Here is a 21,831-nt window from a genome sequence, read left to right as displayed (position 1 = left end):
ACATGAGCGCCACGACCCACATCGCCTTGGACTGGCAAAGCTGGGTGGCTTGCGGGCTGGGGCTGCTGGCCGTGTTGCACCTGGGCAAGCGTTGGTGGCCCAAGCGCCGCAGCACGCAGGCGTCGGTGCCAGGCGGTGACGACACCATGGCTTGTGCCGTCAAGGCGCCAGGGGCCTGTGGCGGCGGCGGGGGTTGCGGCGGTTGCGGCAGCTCTGCGACCCCGGTCAGGGTTCACCGCTACACATCGCGCGACACCCTCGGGCGAACCCCAGGCCATTGAACACCCGCGCATGCGGGGCCACCCCCGCGTGCCAGGGGGTGCCAGCGGACATCACCGTCCTACACTGGGTTGCACGCGTCGACTTCGGCGCGCCTGCCACCATCATGCGTCCCACCCTCGCCATCATCCCGCTCGCTTTGCTGCTGTCCTGGTTCGGCCCTTCGCCCTCCGGTGAGACCGACCCGTCGGCCACGCGCGGCATGAGCGAGGCACCAGCAAGCCTGCAGGCCGAGCCGAGCGCCACAGAGCAGCTCGCCCAAGCTTGGGAATCGATCCAGCGCGGAGACTTCCTGCAGGCCACCTCCGAGGTGCCGCAACGGCGCTGAGCGATCGACGCCCGATCGCCGCCTGCGACCCCGGGCGCCCCACCAGATGGCCGGTTGCCCGGCATTTCGCAACACGCCCATCGCCTGCTTTTGCAAACACCCAGCGCTTGCGACTACACTTCGCATCGCTCCGGGGTGTGCCGCGTGATCCGATCACGCAGGCGCTGAGATGGTGAAACACCGAACCCGTTGAACTTGATCCGGTTCATACCGGCGAAAGAAGAGCTGTCCCGTCTGGCCGCCTCGTGGAGAGGTCCGTGATGGAGGCGGCCCGCTCGGTGCCTGCGCCTCCTGGCCGCATCCCCGACGGGCCCCATTCCCTCGCTACCACTCCCCTTGCGTCCCGAAGGCGCCCCTCGGAGCACGTGCCCCATGGCCATTGGCCGTGGCACCTGCATCCACACCGAGGAGAGCCGATCGTGAACGCCCCAGACATCGCAGCCACCCCTGCCCTGGCCGCCGCCGAGTCCCTGAACGAACGCACCCGCCTGACGCGCGAACCCTTGCCCGCTTCACGCAAGGTCTACGTCGAAGGCAGCCACCCGGGCGTGCGCGTGCCCATGCGCGAGGTCTCGCTGACCAATGGCGAGGCGGTCACGCTCTACGACTGCTCTGGGCCCTACACCGATCCGAACGTCGACATCGATGTCACCCGTGGGCTGCCCGCGGTGCGAGAAGCCGCCATCCTGGCGCGCGGCGACACCGAGGCCTACGAAGGCCGCGCCGTGCTGGCGATGGACGATGGTCTCAAGCCCCATGGCTCAGAGGATCAGCGCCATGACGAGCGGATGGCTGCGCTTCGCTCGGCGGCCGCAGCCTTGCAGCGCCAGCCGCGCCGTGCCATGGGCGGCATCGGTGGCGGCCGCACCGTCACGCAGATGCATTACGCCCGCCAGGGCATCGTCACGCCCGAGATGGAATTCATCGCCCTGCGCGAGAACCAGCGCCGCATCGAGCTGCTCGATGACTGGCGCGCCAAGTACGGCGACAACGCCGAGCGCGAAGCTCGTCTGCGCGGCAACAACATGGGCGCGGCCATCCCGCGCGAGATCACGCCCGAGTTCGTGCGCGACGAGGTGGCGCGCGGCCGCGCCGTGATCCCGGCCAACATCAACCACACCGAGCTCGAGCCGATGATCATCGGCCGCAACTTCCTGGTCAAGGTCAACGCCAACATCGGCAACAGCGCCGTGACCTCGTCGATCGAAGAGGAAGTCGAGAAGCTCGTGTGGTCCATCCGCTGGGGCGCCGACACGGTGATGGACCTGTCCACCGGCAAGCACATCCACACCACGCGCGACTGGATCGTGCGCAACAGCCCCGTGCCAATTGGCACTGTGCCCATCTACCAGGCGCTGGAGAAGGTCGGCGGCGTGGCCGAAGACCTCACCTGGGCCATCTTCCGCGACACGCTGATCGAGCAGGCCGAACAAGGGGTGGACTACTTCACCATCCACGCCGGCCTGCGCCTGCCCTTCATCCACCTGACGGCCAACCGGCGCACGGGCATCGTCTCGCGCGGTGGCTCGATCCTGGCCAAGTGGTGCATCGCACACCACAAGGAAAACTTCCTGTACACGCATTTCGAAGAGATCTGCGAAATCATGAAGGCCTACGACGTGACCTTCTCGCTGGGCGATGGCCTGCGACCGGGTTGCCTGAGCGACGCCAACGACGAAGCCCAGTTCGCCGAGCTGCGCACGCTGGGCGAGCTCACGCAGGTCGCCTGGAAGCACGATGTGCAGACCATCATCGAAGGCCCTGGCCACGTGCCCATGCACCTGATCCAGGCCAACATGGACGAGCAGCTCAAGCACTGCCACGAAGCGCCCTTCTACACGCTGGGCCCGCTGACCATCGACATCGCACCGGGCTACGACCACATCGCCTCGGCGATTGGCGCCGCGATGATCGGCTGGATGGGCACGGCCATGCTTTGCTACGTGACCCCGAAGGAGCACCTGGGGCTGCCCAACCGCGACGACGTCAAGCAGGGCCTGATCGCCTACAAGATCGCGGCCCACGCGGCCGACGTGGCCAAAGGACACCCCGCCGCCCGAGCCCGCGACGACGCACTCTCTCAAGCGCGTTTCGACTTCCGCTGGCAGGACCAGTTCAACCTGGGCCTGGACCCCGAAACCGCGCGCGACTTCCACGACGAGACGCTGCCCAAGGACGCAGCCAAGGTGGCGCACTTCTGCTCGATGTGCGGACCCAAGTTCTGCTCGATGAAGATCACGCAGGAGGTGCGGGAGTTCGCGGCCAAGCAAGGCGTGGGCGACGGCGAGGCCATCGCGCAAGGCATGGCGCAGAAGTCCGAGGAGTTCAAGCAGGTCGGCGGTGAGCTCTACATCCCGATCAAGGCCGAAGCCGTGGTGACATCGAACCAGGGCTGAGCCATGCCGCTGCCACCTTCTGCGCCCCCCGGATCACCCACGGCCCCACGCCAGCGCGCATCAAGCTCGACGAGGCAGGCCGCTGCGCCGCTGCGCGTGGGCATCGCCGGTGCGGGCCTGCTCGGCCGGCTGGTGGCCTGGGCGCTGGCGCGTCAGGGGCACCAGGTCAGCGTGTTCGACCCGGCACCGCAGGCCATGCCCGCCCACGACGGCCATGGCGCGGCCGGCTTCACCGCAGCCGGCATGCTCAGCCCCCTGGCCGAGCTCGACACCGCCGAGCCCGACGTGGCCCACCGGGGCTGGCAAAGCATCGCGCACTGGCAGGCCATCGTGGCCGAACTGGGCACACGGCTGACTCGCCCGCCCCACTTCTCGCAAGGCGGCAGCCTGATGGTGGCGCACGGCCCCGACCTGGGCGCTGCGCGGCGCGTGCTGCAGCGGCTGGAGCAGGTCGATGCAACCTTCGCCTCGGCGCACCGGCCGCAGCCACTCACGCCACCAGGCCTGCAGCAGCTTGAACCCGATCTGCATGGCAGTGGTGGGCCGTTGCACGCCTGGTGGCTGCCCGGCGAGGCCCACATCGACACCGTGGCCACCCTGCAGGCCCTGCACGACGACGCCCAGGGCGTGCGCTGGCACTGGGCCCAGCCCGTGCAGGACGTGGCGCCTGGCCAGCTCTGGCTGGGCAACCCGGAGCAAACGCAGCCACTGAGCTTCGACCTGGTCTGCGACCTGCGCGGCACCGGTGCGCGCCCAGCCGTGCCCGTGCGCGGCGTGCGGGGTGAAGTGGTGTGGCTGCACGCCCCCGGCCTGCGCCTGCAACGCCCGGTGCGCCTGCTGCACCCGCGTCACCGCGTCTACATCGTGCCCCGGCCCGGCGAGCGCGTGCTGGTGGGTGCCAGCGAAATCGAGAGCGAAGACCGCTCGCCGATGTCGCTGCGCAGCGCGGTCGAGCTCATGGCGGCAGCGCACAGCATCCTGCCTGCGCTGGCCGAAGCCCGCATCCTCAGACTCGACACCAACCTGCGCCCGGCCCTGCCCGACCACCGCCCGCAGGTGCACCACGAAAAGGGCCTGCTGCGCATCAACGGCCTGTACCGCCACGGCTGGCTGCTGGCTCCTGCGCTGGTCGATGACGCGCTGCGTGCGCTGGGCCTGCGGGCGCTGCCCACATCCGACAGCCCGCCGCTTCACACCACCGGCGTCGTTCCGGACATCGACATCAGCCAGGCCGCCTGAGACCCACCGATGAGCCCCGCCACACTCACCATCCACACCGATCGCGGCCCGCTGAGCCTGCCTGTGGGCAGCACGCTCGCCGACGCAGTTGATCTGCTGATGCAGGGCAGCTCGCGCGAAGCCAGCGCCATCGCCACCGCCGTCAACGGCGAGTTCGTGGCCCGGACTGCCCGCGCCGATCACGCCTTGCACGACGGCGACACCGTGCTGTGCTTCTCGCCCATCACCGGAGGCTGAACCCATGACCTCGCCGAGTTCGACCCAAGCACCCACCACAGCCGCGGCCACCACGCCCACCGACACCTGGCAAATCGGCCACACCGAGCTGGGCAGCCGCTTCCTGCTGGGCACCGCCGGCTACCCCTCGCCCGAGGTCCTGCGCGCCGCCATCGAAGCCTCGGGCAGCCAGGTGCTCACGCTGGGACTCAAGCGCACGCTGGGCACCACAGGCCAGGACAACGGCTTCGTGCAGATCATCCGGAACACCGCCCGGGCGCAGGGCGCGCACTTGCTGCCGAACACCGCAGGCTGCCGCAGCGCGCGCGAAGCCATCACCCTGGCCCACATGGCCCGCGAGCTGCTCGGCACACACTGGCTCAAACTCGAAGTGGTGGGCGACGAGCAAACCCTGCAGCCCGATCCCTTCGAGTTGCTCGAAGCCGCTCGCCAGCTGGTCAAAGACGGCTTCGAGGTGCTGCCGTACTGCACCGATGACCTCGTCAGCGCCCAAAGGCTGGTGGACGCAGGTTGCCGCATCCTCATGCCCTGGGCAGCACCCATCGGCTCCGGGCTGGGCCTGCTCAACCCCTGGGCCTTGCGCACCCTGCGCGCCCGCCTGCCTGACATCACGCTCATCGTCGATGCCGGCCTGGGCGCACCATCGCATGCCGCTGCCGCGATGGAGCTGGGCTTCGACGCCGTGCTGCTGAACTCGGCGGTCTCCCAATCGCGCGACCCGGTGCGCATGGCGCGCGCCTTCCGCGACGCCGTGCAAGGCGGACGTCAGGGCTGGCGTGCCGGCCTGATGCCCACCAACGACGTCGCCATCGCCACCACCCCCGTGGGCGGCCAACCCTTCGTGCTGCTTTGATCCCACCGTGATGACCACCCTCGCCCAAGCTGCCACGAACCCGCCCCCCATCGTCTGGTCCATTGCCGGACTGGACACCGCCGGTGGCGCCGGCCTGAGCGCCGACCAGCGTGCGGCCGACGCCTTGGGCGTGCACCTGTGCCCCGTCGCCGCCTGCCTGACCGCGCAGCACTCGCAAGGCGTCGAAGCCATCTTCCCGGTGTACGCGGCCCAACTCGAAGCGCAACTGCAAGCCCTGGCGCAAGACCTCCGACCGCGCGCCATCAAGACCGGCCTGCTCGGCAGCGTGGCCGCCATCGAAACCGTGGCCCGATGGGTGGACCGCCTGCGCGCCGACGCCCCCGCCAACACCGACCCACACCAGCACCTCGCCTTGGTGGTCGACCCGGTGCTGCGCGCCAGCGCGGGTGGCGCCGCCTTCACCGATGCCGCCATCGTCCAGGCCTACCGCCAGTGGCTGCTGCCCCGGGCCACCGTGCTCACGCCCAACCGCCCTGAGGCCCTGGCGCTGCTTGGACCACACGTCCACGAGGCCCGCACCACGCCACCTGGCGAAGCGATGGACGCGATCCCCGACATCGCCGTGGCCCTGCAGGCCCTCGGGCCACGCTGCGTCCTGGTCACAGGCGGTGACGCCGCCGAGGCAGGCCACCCAGCGGATCACGCGGCCGGGTCCAACCTCGAAACCCGATTCAGCCTCGACTGGCTGCAAAGCCCGCAGGCCCAAGGCTGGTTGTGCGCACCACGCGTGGACACCCCGCACCACCACGGCACCGGCTGCACCCTGGCCAGCGCCATCGGCGCCTGCCTGGCTTGGGGCCACGGCAGCGCCGACGCCTGCGTGCTCGGCCGCATGGTCGTTCACCACGCCCTGATGCACGCCCACCCCGCTGGCAGCGGGCGAGGCCCGGTGGTCGCCGCCGCAGGAGCGCTGGCCGGGACTTCCCAGGGTGGCGCCCCCCTGCCCTGGCTCGGGCTGGGTCGCGAGCTGCCTTGGCGCCTGATGCCGAGCCAGCGCCCGACGACCAAAGCCACGGCACCCACGGCACCCACGGCTCACAACGGCATCGTCAGCCTCATCGGCAACGCCCGCTTCGAAGCCTTTCACCCACCGGCCGATCGCCTCTACGGCATCTTGCCCGATGGCCCATCGCTGTCGGCGTCGGTAGAAGCTGGCTTGCGTTGCGTCCAGCTGCGCCACAAGCCGCAGCAAGGCGCCGACGCCGCGCTGGCGACCAGCCTGCAAGCTGCCGCCCGCCACGGTGCCACGCTCTTCGTCAACGACCACTGGCGACTGGCCCTGGCCGTCCCCCGCCCCGCACCGGGCAACGAGCTCGGCAACGACGAGCTCACCCAGGACTCGGCTCGCTGCCACCCTCGCTTTCAACTGGGCATCCACCTGGGCCAGGAAGACCTGCTGGCCCTCTCGGCAGACGACCGCGCAGCGCTGCGCGAACGCCGCCACGACACCCTGCTGGGCTTGAGCTCGCACTGCCCCTGGGAGCTGGCCCGTGCGCTCGGCTGTGGCCCCAGCTACGTGGCCTGTGGCCCGGTGCAGGCGACCACCACCAAGGACATGCCATGGCTGCCCCAAGGCGAGCAAAACCTGCGCTGGTGGGTGGCCCAATCGGACGTGCCGGTCGTGGCCATTGGCGGCCTGCTGGGCGCCGACGACCTGAGGCGCTTCGCGGCCTGCGGGCCCGCGGCCTTATGCGTGGTGCGGGCCCTGCACACGCCATCGGGTGAGCTGCCAGCCAGGCTGTCCAGCCTGCGCCAGGCCGCGCGCCAGCCGACGGTGCGTTCGGCCACGCCCTTGCCACACCCCTGCCTTCCTGCCTGATCACGCCCCGCACGTGCGGCACATCACGCGACATCCGGTTTTCCCGGATGACGGACAGGCGCGGAAAGCGCACGCTCCCGCGATGACCCCGAACACGAGTCACCCCACCCAGAGGACGCCGCTGCTGTGGCAGGTCGTGCCGGTTGGGGCGTTCATGCTGATCGGGATGTTGGCCATCTCCAGCATGTACTTGCTGGGCGCCATCCGCGCCTACGTCCAGGGCGAGAGCCTCTGGTCCAAAGCCCACACCACCGCTGTCGCGCAGTTGCAGGCGCACGTCGCCACCGGCGACCCGGCTTACCTGCAGGGCTTTGAATCTGCGCTGGCCGTCCAGGCCGGTGACCAGCGAGCCCGAGAAGCGCTCAACACCCGGCCGGTGCGGTGGCAGGTGGCCCGCCAAGGCTTCACCGCTGGCGGCCTGGACGAGGGCGACATCACCGCGATGATGGTGCTCTATCACCTGTTCAGCGACACCTGGCTGTTCCAGCCCTCGCTGCGCGCCTGGACGCAGGGCGACAACCTGATTGCCGAGTTGCGGCGACTGGCCGAGCGCAGCAAGCGCCTGACGATCGAGCAGCGAGATGGCCCTGCCGGTCAGGCCTTGTCAGGTGAAATCGCGCGCGTGGACCGACAGTTGCTCACCGAAGAACGCACCTTCCTGGCCCACCTGACCAAGGCGGCACACGCCACCGAGTGGCTGCTTCAGTTCCTGGTGTTCGGCGCCGTGCTGCTGATCTCGGTGACCTACGTGCTGACTTACCGCCGCGTGCACGCCCGCCAGCTCAGCCAGGGCCTGCAGCTGCGACGCGAGCAGCAGCGCTGGGACATGGCCGTGGCATTCGCAGGCCTGGGCCGCTTCGACCTGGACATCGGATCGCAGCGGTATCACCTCGACGCCAAGGCCGCTCAGTTGCTGGGCTGGGGCAACGAAGCGATCATCCTCACCCGGGAAGAAATCCGCACGCACATTCACCCGGACGACCAGGATGATGCACGGGCACAAATGGACCAGGCCATCGCCCAAGGTGTCTTTCGCCTCGTGCGCTACCGGATCACCTCACCTGATGGCGATGTGCGCAGCATCGAAGTGGCCGGCCGCATGGACCGCGACGAGCGACAAGGCGCACACATCCTGGGCATCGTGCGCGACGTCACCGTCGAGCAGATGCAGGCGCAAATCACCATCCAGCGTGACACGGCCCAGCGCACTGCCGCGGCACAGCGCAGCTTCCTGTCGCGCCTGAGCCATGAGCTGCGCACCCCGCTCAACGCCATCCTGGGCTTCGCCCAGCTGCTGGACATGGACCATGGCGACAAGCCCTTGTCGCCCACCCAGCATCAGCAGGTGGGCTGGATCCTGCAGTCGGGCCAGCAACTGCTCGGGCTGGTCGACGAGGTGCTCGACCTCAGCAAGATCGAATCCGGCCAGGTGCCACTGCACCCGCAAGAGGTCGATGTCTCGCCGCTGCTGAAGGCTTGCCTGCCCACCGTCGAGTCGATGCGCGAGCGCCAGCACCTGAGCCTGCGAGACGAACTACCGGCCCAGGCGCTGCAGGCCTGGGCCGACCCCCAACGCCTGCAACAGGTCTTCATCAACCTGCTGAGCAACGCCTGCAAATACAACCGCCCGGGTGGGGCCATCCAGGTTCGCGCCACCGAGGACGCCGACCACCTGTTCATCGAGGTGGCCGACACCGGCCATGGCCTGAGCAGCGAAGACATCCCCCACCTGTTTCAGCCCTTCAACCGCGTGGGCCGCTTCACGAAAGACATCGAAGGCAGCGGGCTGGGCCTGTACATCGCCAGGCAGTTGATGACGCGCATGGGCGGAGACATCACCGCGCAGGGTCTGCCAGGGGTGGGTTCGTGCTTCACCATCCAGCTGCGCAAGCACGCGCCTCGTCAAGCGGCCGAGCACCCGTCGGACCCGGTCGTGGCGGCGTCAACCCTGGCCTGACCTCGGCCCACCGGGCAACACGTCGCGGGCCATGCGGGGCCCGCGCAGCACACCCAGCACGGCGACCAGGGCCACGTGCGTCGCCACCACCACCATGAGGGTCGTGCCCAGCCAGCGGTGCAGCGCCACAGGCTCCTGCGCCACGTCGACCAGCCGCCCCAGCGCCCAGCCCGTCACGAAGCACCCCGGCACCAGCAGCACGATGCCGCAAACCACCAGGGCCGAGCCCGCAATGGACCAGGTGGGCGCACGCAAAACACCGTCGTGACCGGAACGCAGACGCCGTGCTGCGCGCCGGAACGCGTGCCACCAACGCAAGAGCGATGCCCGAGGCCGCGCCAGCGACCACGCGATGCGCGCAAGCAAGGCCCCCGCCAAAGCATGTCCGCAGGCGATGTGCCAAGTCCTCAGCCCTTCCCACTCAGCGCTCAGCCAGGCGCCCAGGAAGGCGATCGCCAGCGTTGCGTGCAGCAAGCGTGTGACCGCGCCACCTTCGCCCACCCTCGTTCCGTGTCGTGTTGCCATGCAGCCTCCCCTGGCCTGCCATGGGACGCCGCAACGGCACGCCGGCAAGCTCGATGGGGCATCGTGCCCCGCCAGGCTGAAGCCGGGCTGAAGGGCTGCGAGTCACGCCGGCAGGCGAGGTCGGCTCAAAGCCCTTCTTCCGACAGCCACTGGCGCAAAGTTCGCACCATGTCGCGGTCGTTGTGCAGCCATGCATTGTGGCGGTAGTCGTTGTAGTAGGCCTCCTCGTCCGTTTGGGGGGACAAGGCCTCGTAAACGAAGCGCAGCACCATCTGGCCGGCGCGCGGCTCTTCGATGGCCATGGTCAGCCGGATGGGCGCCGTGTCACCGTGGGCCTCGGGGGTGAAAACCATCTTTTGCCCGGTCTCCGTGCGCACTTCGTCGTGCATCACGTGGGCGCCGAAATGCACGGTGCGCCGGAACACGCCCGGCTCGGTTTCCTGCCACTCGCAGCGGTCAGGCCCCATCGGGAAGCGCTGGGGAGACTGCACGCGCTGCATCAACCCGCGCCAGAGCTGCTCGCGTGTGAACGTGGGCGCCATCATGGGCAAACCGACCTGGGGCGCGTTGATCTCGATGAGGTGTTCGAATCGCATGGGCAGAGCTTAACCCCGGGATCTCCCCGTAGACTGACGTGCGCGTCATCCGGACTACACTGCGGCTCTGTGACGTCTGCCGCCGCCTTTCACCCGGTGAGATCGAATTCCATGACCTCCTGCTCCACCTCCGCCCAGCCGACCAGCGCCCCGGCCACCGCCGAACGCCCCATCCAGCTCGTGCCCAAGAAGCCCGTGCTGAACGCCCACGGCTGCGGCGGTGACTGCACCGACCCGAACTTCGACAACGGCCGCTGGCCCCGCTCGAAGGTGCTCGACCTCTTCAACCTGCCCTTCAACGACCTGCTGTGGCAGGCCCAGCAGGTGCACCGCCAGCACTGGGACGCCAACGAGATCGAACACGCCACGCTGCTGTCGGTCAAGACGGGCGGCTGTCCCGAAGACTGCGGCTACTGCCCGCAGTCCCAGTCCTACGACACGGGCGTCGAAGCCAGCAAGCTGATGTCGCCAGCTGAAGTGCGCGAGGCCGTGATCGCCGCGCGCGACGCCGGCGCCAGCCGCTTCTGCATGGGCGCCGCCTGGCGCGCGCCGAAGGACCGCGACATCGAGAAGGTGGCCGAGCTCATCGGTGTGATCAAGGACGAAGGCCTGGAGGCCTGCTGCACCCTGGGCATGCTGACCGACACCCAGGCCCAGTCGCTCAAGGACGCCGGCCTCGACTATTACAACCACAACCTCGACACCGCGCCCGAGCTGTACGGCGACATCATCACCACCCGTGACCTGGAAGACCGCCTGCACACGCTCGAACACGTGCGCAAGGCCAACCTGAAGGTCTGCAGCGGCGGCATCGTCGGCATGGGCGAGACGCGCGAAGGCCGCGCCGGCCTGATCGCCCAGCTCGCCAACCTGCCCACCTACCCCGAGTCCGTGCCCATCAACGACCTGGTGCGCGTGCCCGGCACGCCGCTGGCCGACACACCGCCGCTGGACCCGCTGGAGTTCGTGCGCACCATCGCCGTGGCGCGCATCACCATGCCGACGGCCCGCGTGCGCCTGTCGGCCGGCCGCCAGGCCATGAGCGAAGCCGTGCAGGCCATGTGCTTCCTGGCTGGCGCCAACTCCATCTTTTATGGTGACAAACTGCTGACCACCGGCAACCCCGAGTTCGACGCGGACCAGGCGCTGATGAAGAAATTGGGGCTCAAGAGCGGCAAGGCCCTGACCGCGCGCGTTCAAGCTGGCTGAAACCCCGACGAACCCCGGGCGAACACCCGGCTGATCCCGGGGTTGCTCGTCCCCAGCTGACCGGATAATTGCGCCACAAGCCATTGGGCAAGGAGCACGGATGCCGGTTTCTCGTCGCAAGCTGTACGGTCTCAAGGCCGCCGTCGCCTACCTGGTGTTCGCGGCCGCCTGGATCTTCCTGTCAGACAGCCTGCTGGCACAGCTGAGCGACCCACACACCCTGGCTCGCTACGGCATGCTCAAGGGCCTGGTGTTCGTGCTCGCCACGACCGCCATCCTCTGGTTCACCTTGATGAACGCGCCGGCAGACGCCGATGTCGACATCCAGTTCGGTGACCAGCCCGGCGACCACAACCCCTGGTTGGCCATCGCATGGGGCCTGACCATCCCGTCTCTGGCCGCCTTGGTGCAATGGACCTATTGGGAGCACCTGCGTCCCTTTGCCTGGGTGCTGGGCTACCCCGCGGTGCTGGCATCGGCATGGCTGGGCGGCTGGGTGGCCAGCGCAACAGCCACGGGGGTGTCGGCCACCCTGGCCTGGGTGGTGTTCGCTCCCACGCACCCCAATTGGTCCACGCACAAACCCTCCGGCATGATCGCCATGGGCATCTTCGTGGCCATGGGCCTGCTGGTGAGCGTGAGCATCGAGTGGATGCAGCGGGCCGAGCGACGTTCGGGCAACAGCAAGTTCCTGGCCCTGGTCGAGCAGACGCTGGCCGGCATCTACATCATCCAGCAGAACCGCTTCGTCTACGTGAACCCGGCCTTCGCCCGGATGCTGGGATACGACCACCCCAGCCAGATCATCGGCAACCTGAGCGTCGATGACCTGGTCGACCCCGTGGACCGCGAAAAGGTGCGCCAGCACCTGCAGCTTCGTTTCGACCAGCCCGGCAAAGAGGTCAGCTACGGCTTTTCGGGCTTGAGGCGCGATGGCAGCAGGATCGAGCTGGACGTGCACGGTCGCGGGCTGGAGACCCTGAGCGGCACGGTGGTCATCGGCCTGGCGCTGGACGTCACCGACCGCCGGCGCAACGAGCTGGCCCTGCGCGACAAACAGGCCTTGCTCGACCGCATGAGCACACTGGCCAAGGTGGGTGGCTGGAGCATCGACGTCGCCACGGGCGTGGGCACGCGCACCGACGGCGCCGCGCGCATCCTGGACCTGGACCCTTCGCGCCCCGAAGCGCTGTCCTTCCAGGGTGGCCTGAGTTATTTCCAGGGACAACACCACGATCAGATCTCGCAGGCCATCCAACGCGCGATCCAGCACGGACAGCCCTACTCGCTGGAGCTGCAGCTGACCAGCGCACAAGGCAAGACCAAGTGGATCCGCACGCAGGGTGAGCCCATCTGGCAGGACGGTCGCGTGGTGCGCATCGAAGGCGCCATCCAGGACATCAGCGAGGTGCAGCAGGCGCGCGCCGAGCTGCAGGCGCACCAGGAGCACCTGGAGCAAACGGTGCGCGAGCGCACCGCCGAGCTCGAAACCGCCAGGCAGGAGGCAGAACGCCTGAGCCGCATCAAGAGCGAGTTCCTGGCCAACATGAGCCACGAGATCCGCACACCGCTCAACGGGGTGCTGGGGCTGGCTCAAATCGGGCTGCGCGACCACGATGGCCACGCACGCCAGGTCTTCGAGCAGATCAACGCCTCGGGCCGCTTGCTGCTGGGGATCATCAACGACATCCTCGATTTCTCCAAGATCGAAGCCGGCAAGCTGCGCATCGAGCTGCAACCATTGCGCCTGCGGGAGCTGCTCGATCGATCGCTGGCCACGGTGCGCGAGCGAGCCGATGAAAAAGGCTTGAGCTTGCGCCTGGACCTCGACGCCAGCCTGCCGAACACCTTCGTCAGCGATGCGCTGCGGCTCGAGCAGGTGCTGCTGAACCTGTTGTCCAACGCCGTGAAGTTCACGCACCAGGGCGAGGTCTGCCTGAGCGCCTGCGCTCAGGACGGGCAACTCATGCTGGCCGTCACCGACACCGGCATCGGCATGGGGCCAGGCCAGGTCGAGCGGCTGTTCCGGCCTTTCGAGCAGGCCGACGGCTCGACCACGCGCCGCTTCGGTGGAACCGGGCTGGGCCTGACGATTTCGCGCCGCCTGGTGGAGATGCTCGGGGGCGACATCCGCACGCAAAGCGAGGTGGGCGTGGGCACCCGCTTCGAGGTTTGGTTGCCGCTGGTGACCGACGAGCCTGCGGTCAGCGGCGCCGTTCCACTCGGCGAGCCCGAGCTCGCCCCTGTGGCGCACACCCGGCGCCTGAGTGGCCTGCGCGTGCTGGCCGCAGAAGACAACGCCGTCAACCAGCTGGTGCTGACCGAGCTGCTGGCCATCGAAGGCGCGCAAGTCACCATGTGCGATGGAGGCGCCGACGCGCTGGTCCGCCTTCAAACGCAGGGGCGCAAGGCCTTCGACGTCGTGCTCATGGACATCCAGATGCCAGGCATGGACGGCTACGAAGCCACGCGGCAGATCCGGGCCTTCGCCCCCGACCTGCCGGTGATCGGGCAGACCGCGCACGCCATGGCCGAGGAGCACCACAAGTGCCGCGACGCCGGCATGGTTGACCTGGTGGTCAAACCGATCGAGCTGGAAGCGTTGGTGGCAGCCGTCAAGCGCCACGCGCCGTCGGTCGCGGGCTGAACGCGAAGCCACGCGGCCGCGCCCGGCCACCGCACTCCCAGCGCCCCACCTTGGGTCAGCGCCGTGGCATCAACCCCGTTTTTTGGGCACCCAAGCCCAGGTCATCTCGGCCTGGATGGGCTGCTCGCCGGACTCGTCCTTGATCACCACCGGCACGACCACCTCGCCCTTGTCCTGGCTGAGGATCTGCTGGATCTGCTCGGGTCGCAGGCTGGCCTCGGCCACCATGTCGCCTTGCGAGCGGCGCACGTAGTCGATCTTCATCGTCTTGATCAGGGGCAGCTTGTCGTCGGGCAGGTTCATGCCCACGCAAAAGCCCGTCGCGGTCTCGGCCAGCAGGGCCATGGCGGCGGCGTGCACGCCCTTGATGTGGTTCTGCACCTTGCGCTGGTTGCGGATGCGCACGACCACGCGCTGGCTGCTGATGACCTCGTACTTCAGCCCCGAGGTGCCCACGTAAGGCACCACGCGGCCCAGCGCAAAGCTGGTGGCCCACTGGCCGATCAGGGGCAGGCCCTGCAGCTTGGCCACGGTGCGGGAGAGTTGGTTGGGGCGGGCGGACATCTGGGGGCTCCTGTTCAGACAGGGCGACATCCTAGTGCAAGCGCCCCTCGGGCCGCATCAGGTCTTCATCAGGCCGGACAGCACTGTCGCGTCGAAGACAGAGTGGCCCGGCGCCACCAGGCCCAGGTCCGAGGGGCTCACGCCCATCCAGCGACCCAGGGCAGCGGCCAGTTGCTGGACCGCCATCGTGGGCAGCAGGCGCCCTTGCCCCACGTCCTGGCTGCCACCCAGGCCGGCATCGGGCAAGGTGCCGAACAGTCGCTGGCCTTGCACCGCGCCGCCCATCACGAAGTGGTGCGAGCCCCAGCCGTGGTCGGAGCCATCGCCGTTGCTGCTGAGCGTGCGCCCGAAGTCGCTGGCGGTGAAGGTGGTGACTTGCTGCGCCAGGCCCATCTCGTCGATCGCCTGCTGAAAGCGGCTCAGGCCCTGCGCCACCTGCCCCAGCAACACCGGGTGGCGCGCCGCGAAGTTGTCGTGCAGGTCGAAACCGCCGAGCTGCACGAAGAACACCTGGCGCTTCATGCCCAGCGTGGCGCGCACCGACATCAACCTGGCGACCATGGCCAACTGGCGCGACAGGCTGTCGGCGTCGAAGACCGTGTTCAAGGCCGGTGCGCCCGACAGGGCCGATCGCAACTGGCCGTTGGTGTCCAGGGCCCGCTTCATCACCTTGGCGTGCTCGGCGGCCAGCACGTGGGCCTGGCTGGTTTGCGTCACCAGCTTGAGGAAAGCCTGCTCGCAAGCCGCCGAGCCGAACATGCCTCCACCCAGCGCGGCCACACCGGGCACGCCAGCGGGGTTCACCATGAAAGGCACCGCCTGCTCACCCGCCACGAACACGGCGTTGCCCGAGGTGTTGATGCAGGTCAGCGAGGCCTGGCCGTTGTTCGACAGCGCCGCGTCGACCACACGGCCGCCCCAGCCAGCCGACGTGCCCTCGGCACCGTGTGACTGCCAGGCGGCTTGCTGGTCGTTGTGCGAAAACAGCTTGGGCGGCAGGGGCACCGACTGGGCCCGGTACTGCGCCAGGGTGGTGGGCTCGACCAGCGTGCCGACGTTGAGCAAGCCGGCCAGGCGCCCTCCGTCGTACAGGGCCTTGAGCGGCTGCAACGCAGGCGCCAGGGCCACTTGACGGCCACCCAGGTTGCTGGACGCGTCGGAGGCCAAGGTGGTGCCCACCAGGCTGGACAGCGGCAGGGCGAGATCGCTGCGGGCCTTTGCGTAGGCCGCATGGCTGCTGGCATCGACCGGCAGCAGGGTGTTGCCATGGTCGTTGCCACCCTGCATGAACACGCACACCAGCGCCTTGTAGTCGCCCGCACCAGAGGTTTGCGCGGCGACCTCGGCCATCGTGGCCAGGTTCATCGCAAAAGGAGCGGCCGCCCCGGCAGCTGACAGCCAAGCGGTGCGTTGCAAAAAGGCGCGGCGGCTGGGCGAGTGGTCGTTCATGGCGAAGGTCTTGGCGAGTGGATGTCAGCGCTGCACCAGGTACTCGGGGCAGGTCATGACCAGGAAGAAGGCGGCCAGCACGCGGTTGCGGCGCTCGTTGCTCGACTGCCCGGTGATCGAGCTCACGCCCTGCACGATGGTGTCGAGCGTGGGGCGCGAGAGCATGCGGCCGGTGAGGTGCAAATCGAGCTTGTCGACCAGGGTGGGCACGTCGTCGGCGTACAGCAGCCAGTCTTCGTAGTTGGGCAAGATGCCGGCGCCGCCGAAGGGCAGCACGTTGCGCAGGAAGTTGGCGTAGCCGATCACCGTCGACTCGTTGGTGACCTGGAACTCGGGCGCCACCATGCCCAAGCGCGCCACCTCGCTGTTGGGCGGCACGTAACCCGGCCGGAAGAAGTTGAACACCGAGGGCGCGCGCAGCGGGGCCTGCCCGATCATGTCGGTGCCAGACAGGTCAGGCACGTTCCAGCGATCGTCGGTGGAGGTGGCGCGACTCAGGCGCAGCCACTGCAACAGGCGCAGCAGCGGCTCGCGCAGCTTGCCGTCGGTCTGCACGTTGATGGCGCCAGCGGCCGGCTCGGTTTTCTCAGGCCGGGCCTCGGGGTCGGACAGCACGGCGCGCAACACGGCGGCCAGGTCGCCACGCACCGGCGTCGTCGCGCCGTTGTTCTCGAACGTGAGGGCCACGCGCCGAACGTAGGCGGGGCTCGGGTTGCTGGTCACCAGCCGCTGGATCAGCTGGCGCGAGATGAAGGGCCCGACGTTGGGGTGGGCGAACACGGCGTCCAGGGCCAGGCGCAGGGCCTCTGGGCCTGGTGTGCCGTCGGGGATGTTGACCCCAAGCGCGCGCTTGTCACCCACCGCATGACGATCGGCATGAAAGACCATGGGCTTGCGCCAGTACTCGCACGGGCCTTCCGGGTCGAAGGGGTTGAAGCCGTCGACGTCCCAACCGGTGAGCGCACGCGCGAGCTGCCCAACGGTGTCGGCGTCGTAGGTTTCGGTCAGGGGCTGAATGGGCGAGCCGTCGGTGTTGAGCTCGTGCAGCCCGATGGTGAACAGCTGCAGCAGCTCACGCGCGTAGTTCTCGTCGGGGCGGCGGCCTGAGGGCGTTTCCTTGGCGCTGCCGCGCATGCTCAGGTACACGCCCATGGCGGGCGACAGCGTGACGTGCGTGAGCAGGTCGCGGAAGTTGCCAAAGCAATGTTGCTCCAGCAGCTCCCACCACGCGATGCAGCCGAACTGGCGCCAGTAGGCCACCATGTTCAGTGGCGAGACCACGAAGATCTCGCTGAGCGCCAGCACCATGCGCTGGCGCATCACGTCCTGCGAGTTGCACAAGCGCCACCACAGGGCCTGGTCCAGGCCGAAGTCGCTGCGGGCCAAGGCGCGGTTGGCGTGGCCATGGTCGGTGGCCCACTGCCAGATCGAGGGCCCGATGGGCATGCGCTTTTGCGCCTCGAACCAGGTCTCTGCGCCCTGGTCCAGGATCTCGTTGACCTCCGCAGGCGTGGAGCCCAGGCCACCCTGGTTGAGCAGGCGGGCGGCGCGCTCGGCGGTCATGGCTTCGAAGCCTTGAGAGCCCGCGCCGCAAGCGCTCAAGGCCACGGCGGCCACCGCGCCCATGGCCATGGCGCCCCTCAGGCCCACCTCGGCCTGTGCCTGACCTGGTTCCGCTTGTGTCTCGATCGCCTGCAAAGCCGCCTCCGCCATGAACTGGGATCGCCAGCTCACCTGGCTGTCCATGGGGTGCGACTGTATCGACTGGCGTTCGACGCATGGGCGTCAGAAGCGTGACCTCGTGTTACTTACCGAACGGTTTGCGTCAAACGTGATCACTTTCACTGAGGTGGTTCACAACATCACCAAGCTGGTGCGTCCAAACGGCTCAGGCCGCACGCTGAAGGCCCGCCTCGCGCCGCAGCACGCCGGCGGCTGCGACCATGTTGCGCAGCGCGGCTTCGGTCTCCACCCAGCCTCGGGTTTTGAGGCCGCAGTCGGGGTTGACCCACAGCCGCTCGGCCGGCACGACCTCGGCGGCACGGCGCAACAGCCGCACCATGGCTTCGACCGATGGCACGCGTGGCGAGTGGATGTCGTACACCCCGGGCCCGATCTCGTTGGGGTAGTGGAAGGCACCGAAGCCGTCGAGCAGCTCCATCGCCGAGCGTGAGGTCTCGATGGTGATGACGTCGGCATCCATCGCCGCGATGCTGGGCAGGATGTCGTTGAACTCCGAGTAGCACATGTGGGTGTGCACCTGGGTCTCGTCGCGCACGCAGCACGAAGAGACCTTGAAAGCGCGCACGGCCCAATCGAGGTACACCGCCCAGTCACCTCGGCGCAGCGGCAGGCCTTCACGGAAGGCGGGCTCGTCGATCTGGATGACGCGGATGCCGGCTTTCTCCAGGTCGGCCACCTCTTCGCGGATGGCCAGGGCCAGTTGCAGCGCGGTGGTTTCGCGCGGCTGGTCGTCGCGCACGAAGGACCACTGCAGCATCGTGACCGGGCCGGTGAGCATGCCCTTCATGGGCCGCTCGGTGAGCGACTGCGCATAACGCGTGGTCTCGACCGTCATGGGCTCGGGACGGAAGACATCTCCGTACAGCACCGGCGGCTTGACGCAGCGCGAGCCGTAGCTCTGCACCCAGCCGTTGTCGCTGAAGGCATAACCCCACAGCTGCTCGCCGAAGTACTCGACCATGTCGTTGCGCTCGGCCTCGCCATGCACCAGCACGTCCAGGCCCCAGGCTTCCTGCTGCCTGACCGCGTGTTCGATCTCGGCACGCATGCGCTGCAGGTAGTCGGTGGCCGAGAGCTCGCCCCTGCGCCAGGCCGATCGCGCCTGGCGGATCGACGTGGTCTGCGGGAAGGAGCCGATGGTGGTGGTGGGCCAGTCGGGCAGTTGCAAAGCCTCGCGTTGAACAGCCTGGCGCTGCACGAAGGGGCTGTGTCGCTGGGCCATGTCGGCCGTGAGTTGGGCCAGGCGCTTTTGCACAACTGGGTTGGTGACACGGCCGGAGGTGCGGCGTGCGGCCAGCGCCTGTCGCTGTTGTTCGAGCTGCGTGGACACAGCTTGGCTGCCTTCGTTGAGCGCGCGGGCGATGACGCGCAACTCCTGCAGCTTCTCGGTGGCGAACGCCAACCAGCCTTTGACCTCGGCGTCGAGCTTGACCTCGTGGTCCAGCGACACGGGCACGTGCAGCAGCGAGCAAGATGGCGCCACCCACAGGCGCTCGCCCAACTGGGCCTTGAGAGGTTGCAGCAAGCCCAGTGCGCGGTCCAGGTCGCTGCGCCAGATGTTGCGCCCGTCGATCACGCCCACCGACAGGACAGCGGTGGCTGGCAAGGCGGCCAACCAGGCATCGAGCTGCTGCGGCGCCCGCACCAGGTCGATGTGGAAGCCCTGAACCGGCAGCTGGCTCGCCAGCACCGCGTGGTCTGCAGCGGTGTCGAAGTAAGTGGCCAGCAACAGCTTCGTGCCCGATCCGCGCAGGTCCGCCGCCAGCTCGTCGTAGGCCGGCTGGAAGGCGGCCAGCCAGTCGGCGGGCAGGTCCTGACACAAAGCGGGCTCATCGACCTGCACCCATTCGACCCCTCGCTCGCGCAAACCTTGCAACACGCGGCGGTAGGCCTGCACCGCGCGCGGCAGCAGGCTCAGGCGATCGAAGCCGGCGTGCTCGCCATGGCCCTTGGACAACCACAGGAAACTGACGGGGCCCAGCAGCACGGCCTTGACGCGGTGGCCCAGCGCCTGCGCTTCGTCCACCTCGTCGAGCAGCCAGTTCACACCGCCCGCGAACGCGGTGTCGGGTGTGAGCTCGGGCACCAGGTGGTGGTAGTTGGTGTCGTACCACTTGGTCATTTCCATGGCCGGCTGAGCGGCGTTGCCACGCGCCAGCTCGAAGTGCTGTGCCAGGCTCAGCGTGTGCGCGTCAAAGCCGAAGCGCGCGGGCAAGGCGCCCAGCGTGGCGGCCAGGGTCAGGGTGGTGTCGTACCAGGCGAAGTCGCCGACGGTGACGGCGTCGAGCCCGGCTTCGCGTTGCAGGGCCCAGTGGCGCTGGCGCAGCTCGGCACCCGTGCGGCGCAGCTCGGCTTCGCTGCGCTCACCGCGCCAAAACCCTTCGAGGGCGAACTTGAGTTCGCGCTGCGCACCGATGCGCGGAAAGCCCAGGATGTGGGCGGAGGTGTGGGGGTTGTGCTGATTCATGCTGGCCTTCTGACTGCCTGGTTCCTGAGATGGGGGCAGTGTGGGCAAGCAGACCGCTTGAATCAAGCGACATGTTTTCAATCAGGCTTGAATGAAATTCATCCCTGCTGAAGGCCGGCTTCGGGCGAGCCGTCTCGGTCGATGCGGCCGTCGACCAGCTCGATGACGCGGTCGCATCGGGCAGCCAGGCGAGGGTCGTGGGTCGTGGGTCACGATCAGGAAGGTGGTGCCCACGCGCCGGCTCCAGCACCCTACAAAAACTGCCCCCCCATCCCCTCACCAGCGCAGCGTTCATGACCAGTAACACAGAGTCATCGTCAAAGCCGGCTATCACCTTACAGCTGCCAGATATGGTCGAGGTCAGCCGGTAGAATTTCTTGGCAGCCTGCGGGCGCAGAGCGCTCCATCCAAGACATGGGCCGCTGCCTACAAATACTCAATCAGGAAGCCCCGTGTGGAAACCAATTTCGATGGCCTGCGGGCCACGGTACTAGAGGCGCTGGCCTCTGGTCTGAAACACTCGCCAGATGCCCAGTTGCATCTCGTCTACATCCCAGAGCTGTCAGACCCATTGAGCCTAGCCAACGATGAGCGCAGGGCAGCTGCGCTCATCCAGCCACCTGCCGGCAGCCTGGCCATCCGGCCTGACCGAGCAGCCCGCCTCATCACGCTCGATTGCTCGAAGGTGGCCGCCTATCTGCTGGAGACGCACCCGGCGCTGGACGACCCCTTGCTGGAATCGAGCATCACCCAAGCGTCGCAAGAAACCGCTGGGCGAGCAGCCTACGACCGCGCGCTGCACAACGACGAGCTGGATCTGTCCAACCTGACGATTGGCGGATGGATCGTCAGCAACGAATCCGCCAGCGAGATCGCACAGAGATTCCGCCACGCAGCCCCCAACCACCGTGCTGGCGGGCACACCTACTGGGTGCGCTGGTTCTGTCCGGATCACCTTCACACCCTGTGGCCCACGCTGACCGCGCCCCAGCGAACGGCACTGCTGGGCGACGCCACCTGGGTGGGCATCGACCCCTTCGGGCAGGTCAAGGTGTACCGGGCCGATCACCCAGAGGAGCATGCAGCGGCGCCAGGCAACGCTCACCAGGCCAGGCAACTGTCCCGCGACCAGATTCTGGCCGTGGAAGAGGTGCCCGCCGTGCGGGACATCTTGGAGCGCTGGCGAGATCAAGCCCAACTTGAGGGCAGCCCTGTTCCGCCCGATGCGTTGGCCCGGGTCCAGTCACTGATCCTGGAAGCCAAGAACCTGGGCCTTCGCGGGCCAGGGCTGACCGCTTACGCATTGCAGGCCTTACCGCTGCCAGAACAGGCACGTAACGATGCGGACTGGCTGGCGGCGATCCGTGCCTTGGTGACGGAGGGCTTGCCCCTGACCGAACTGCACGAACGACTGCCGCCGCAGTTCTGGCAACGCTGGCAATCCGCCACACGTGCTGACGGCCGACAGGCCTCAGCCGCGCTGCACTGAACCATCAGCGCAG

The 21,831-nt window shown here is 68.2% G+C and carries 17 protein-coding genes and 1 riboswitch; of the genes, 11 read left to right on the top strand and 6 right to left on the bottom strand.

From position 1 onward, the window contains the following. Positions 1-2 precede the first annotated feature (2 nt). From ABG80_RS07025 to ABG80_RS06990, 8 genes are all read left to right on the top strand, one after another. Positions 3-281: a hypothetical protein gene (locus ABG80_RS07025; protein ID WP_058087044.1), complete on the top strand. Its 279-nt coding sequence runs from the start codon at positions 3-5 to the stop codon at positions 279-281. A 104-nt stretch (positions 282-385) separates the two neighbouring features. Further along, entirely contained in the window at positions 386-607 is a 222-nt protein-coding gene (locus ABG80_RS07020) for a hypothetical protein (protein ID WP_058087043.1), read from the top strand. 121 nt (positions 608-728) lie between these two features. Beyond that, positions 729-846: riboswitch (TPP riboswitch) on the top strand. Positions 847-1,059: 213 nt separating this feature from the next. Further along, positions 1,060-3,003 (top strand): phosphomethylpyrimidine synthase ThiC, encoded by a 1,944-nt coding sequence (gene thiC, locus ABG80_RS07015; RefSeq protein WP_200964279.1) that lies wholly within the window; start codon positions 1,060-1,062, stop codon positions 3,001-3,003. Between the two features lie 3 nt (positions 3,004-3,006). Next, positions 3,007-4,242, top strand: coding sequence for an FAD-dependent oxidoreductase (locus ABG80_RS07010; protein ID WP_200964276.1), 1,236 nt, complete (start codon positions 3,007-3,009; stop codon positions 4,240-4,242). A 9-nt stretch (positions 4,243-4,251) separates the two neighbouring features. Then, a complete protein-coding gene (gene thiS / locus ABG80_RS07005; protein ID WP_058087041.1) occupies positions 4,252-4,479 on the top strand; it encodes a sulfur carrier protein ThiS in 228 nt (75 codons plus the stop codon). Between the two features lie 4 nt (positions 4,480-4,483). Continuing rightward, positions 4,484-5,332 carry a thiazole synthase gene (locus ABG80_RS07000; RefSeq protein ID WP_058087040.1) on the top strand — a complete coding sequence of 283 codons (849 nt, stop codon included), beginning with the start codon at positions 4,484-4,486 and terminating at the stop codon, positions 5,330-5,332. Between the two features lie 10 nt (positions 5,333-5,342). Further along, positions 5,343-7,172, top strand: a complete 1,830-nt coding sequence (locus tag ABG80_RS06995; protein ID WP_058087039.1) for a bifunctional hydroxymethylpyrimidine kinase/phosphomethylpyrimidine kinase — start codon at positions 5,343-5,345, stop codon at positions 7,170-7,172. 82 nt (positions 7,173-7,254) lie between these two features. Beyond that, on the top strand, positions 7,255-9,129 hold the full coding sequence (locus tag ABG80_RS06990; protein WP_058087038.1) for a sensor histidine kinase: 1,875 nt from the start codon (positions 7,255-7,257) through the stop codon (positions 9,127-9,129). Here ABG80_RS06990 and ABG80_RS06985 read toward each other — a convergent pair. Then, positions 9,115-9,654, bottom strand: a complete 540-nt coding sequence (locus ABG80_RS06985) for a cytochrome b/b6 domain-containing protein (RefSeq protein WP_083505895.1) — start codon at positions 9,652-9,654, stop codon at positions 9,115-9,117. The two genes, ABG80_RS06990 and ABG80_RS06985, sit on opposite strands and share 15 nt — an antisense overlap. 125 nt (positions 9,655-9,779) lie before the next feature. Next, entirely contained in the window at positions 9,780-10,250 is a 471-nt protein-coding gene (locus ABG80_RS06980) for an AtaL-like protein (protein ID WP_058087036.1), read from the bottom strand. 111 nt (positions 10,251-10,361) lie between these two features. Between ABG80_RS06980 and bioB the strand changes: the two genes are divergently transcribed. After that, on the top strand, positions 10,362-11,459 hold the full coding sequence (gene bioB, locus ABG80_RS06975) for a biotin synthase BioB (RefSeq protein ID WP_058087035.1): 1,098 nt from the start codon (positions 10,362-10,364) through the stop codon (positions 11,457-11,459). Between the two features lie 100 nt (positions 11,460-11,559). Continuing rightward, positions 11,560-14,106: an ATP-binding protein gene (locus ABG80_RS06970; RefSeq protein ID WP_058087034.1), complete on the top strand. Its 2,547-nt coding sequence runs from the start codon at positions 11,560-11,562 to the stop codon at positions 14,104-14,106. 69 nt (positions 14,107-14,175) lie between these two features. Here ABG80_RS06970 and ABG80_RS06965 read toward each other — a convergent pair whose 3' ends face one another. The 4 genes from ABG80_RS06965 to metE all read right to left on the bottom strand — a co-directional run bounded on the left by ABG80_RS06965 (position 14,176) and on the right by metE (position 20,329). After that, on the bottom strand, positions 14,176-14,670 hold the full coding sequence (locus ABG80_RS06965) for a DUF4442 domain-containing protein (RefSeq protein ID WP_058087033.1): 495 nt from the start codon (positions 14,668-14,670) through the stop codon (positions 14,176-14,178). 57 nt (positions 14,671-14,727) lie between these two features. Continuing rightward, entirely contained in the window at positions 14,728-16,119 is a 1,392-nt protein-coding gene (locus ABG80_RS06960) for a DUF1501 domain-containing protein (protein WP_058087032.1), read from the bottom strand. 24 nt (positions 16,120-16,143) lie between these two features. After that, positions 16,144-17,853 (bottom strand): DUF1800 domain-containing protein, encoded by a 1,710-nt coding sequence (locus tag ABG80_RS06955; RefSeq protein WP_160322476.1) that lies wholly within the window; start codon positions 17,851-17,853, stop codon positions 16,144-16,146. A 154-nt stretch (positions 17,854-18,007) separates the two neighbouring features. Further along, positions 18,008-20,329, bottom strand: coding sequence for a 5-methyltetrahydropteroyltriglutamate--homocysteine S-methyltransferase (metE, locus tag ABG80_RS06950; protein WP_058087072.1), 2,322 nt, complete (start codon positions 20,327-20,329; stop codon positions 18,008-18,010). 454 nt (positions 20,330-20,783) lie between these two features. Here metE and ABG80_RS06945 point away from each other — a divergent pair, with 454 nt between their 5' ends. Continuing rightward, positions 20,784-21,818, top strand: coding sequence for a DUF4123 domain-containing protein (locus tag ABG80_RS06945; protein WP_058087030.1), 1,035 nt, complete (start codon positions 20,784-20,786; stop codon positions 21,816-21,818). Positions 21,819-21,831 lie beyond the last annotated feature (13 nt).

It is taken from the genome of Aquabacterium parvum (assembly GCF_001447195.1).
Lineage (GTDB): Bacteria > Pseudomonadota > Gammaproteobacteria > Burkholderiales > Burkholderiaceae_C > Aquabacterium > Aquabacterium parvum.
Note: the sequence above shows the minus strand (reverse complement) of the source record. Positions and strands in the feature narration are given on the sequence as shown.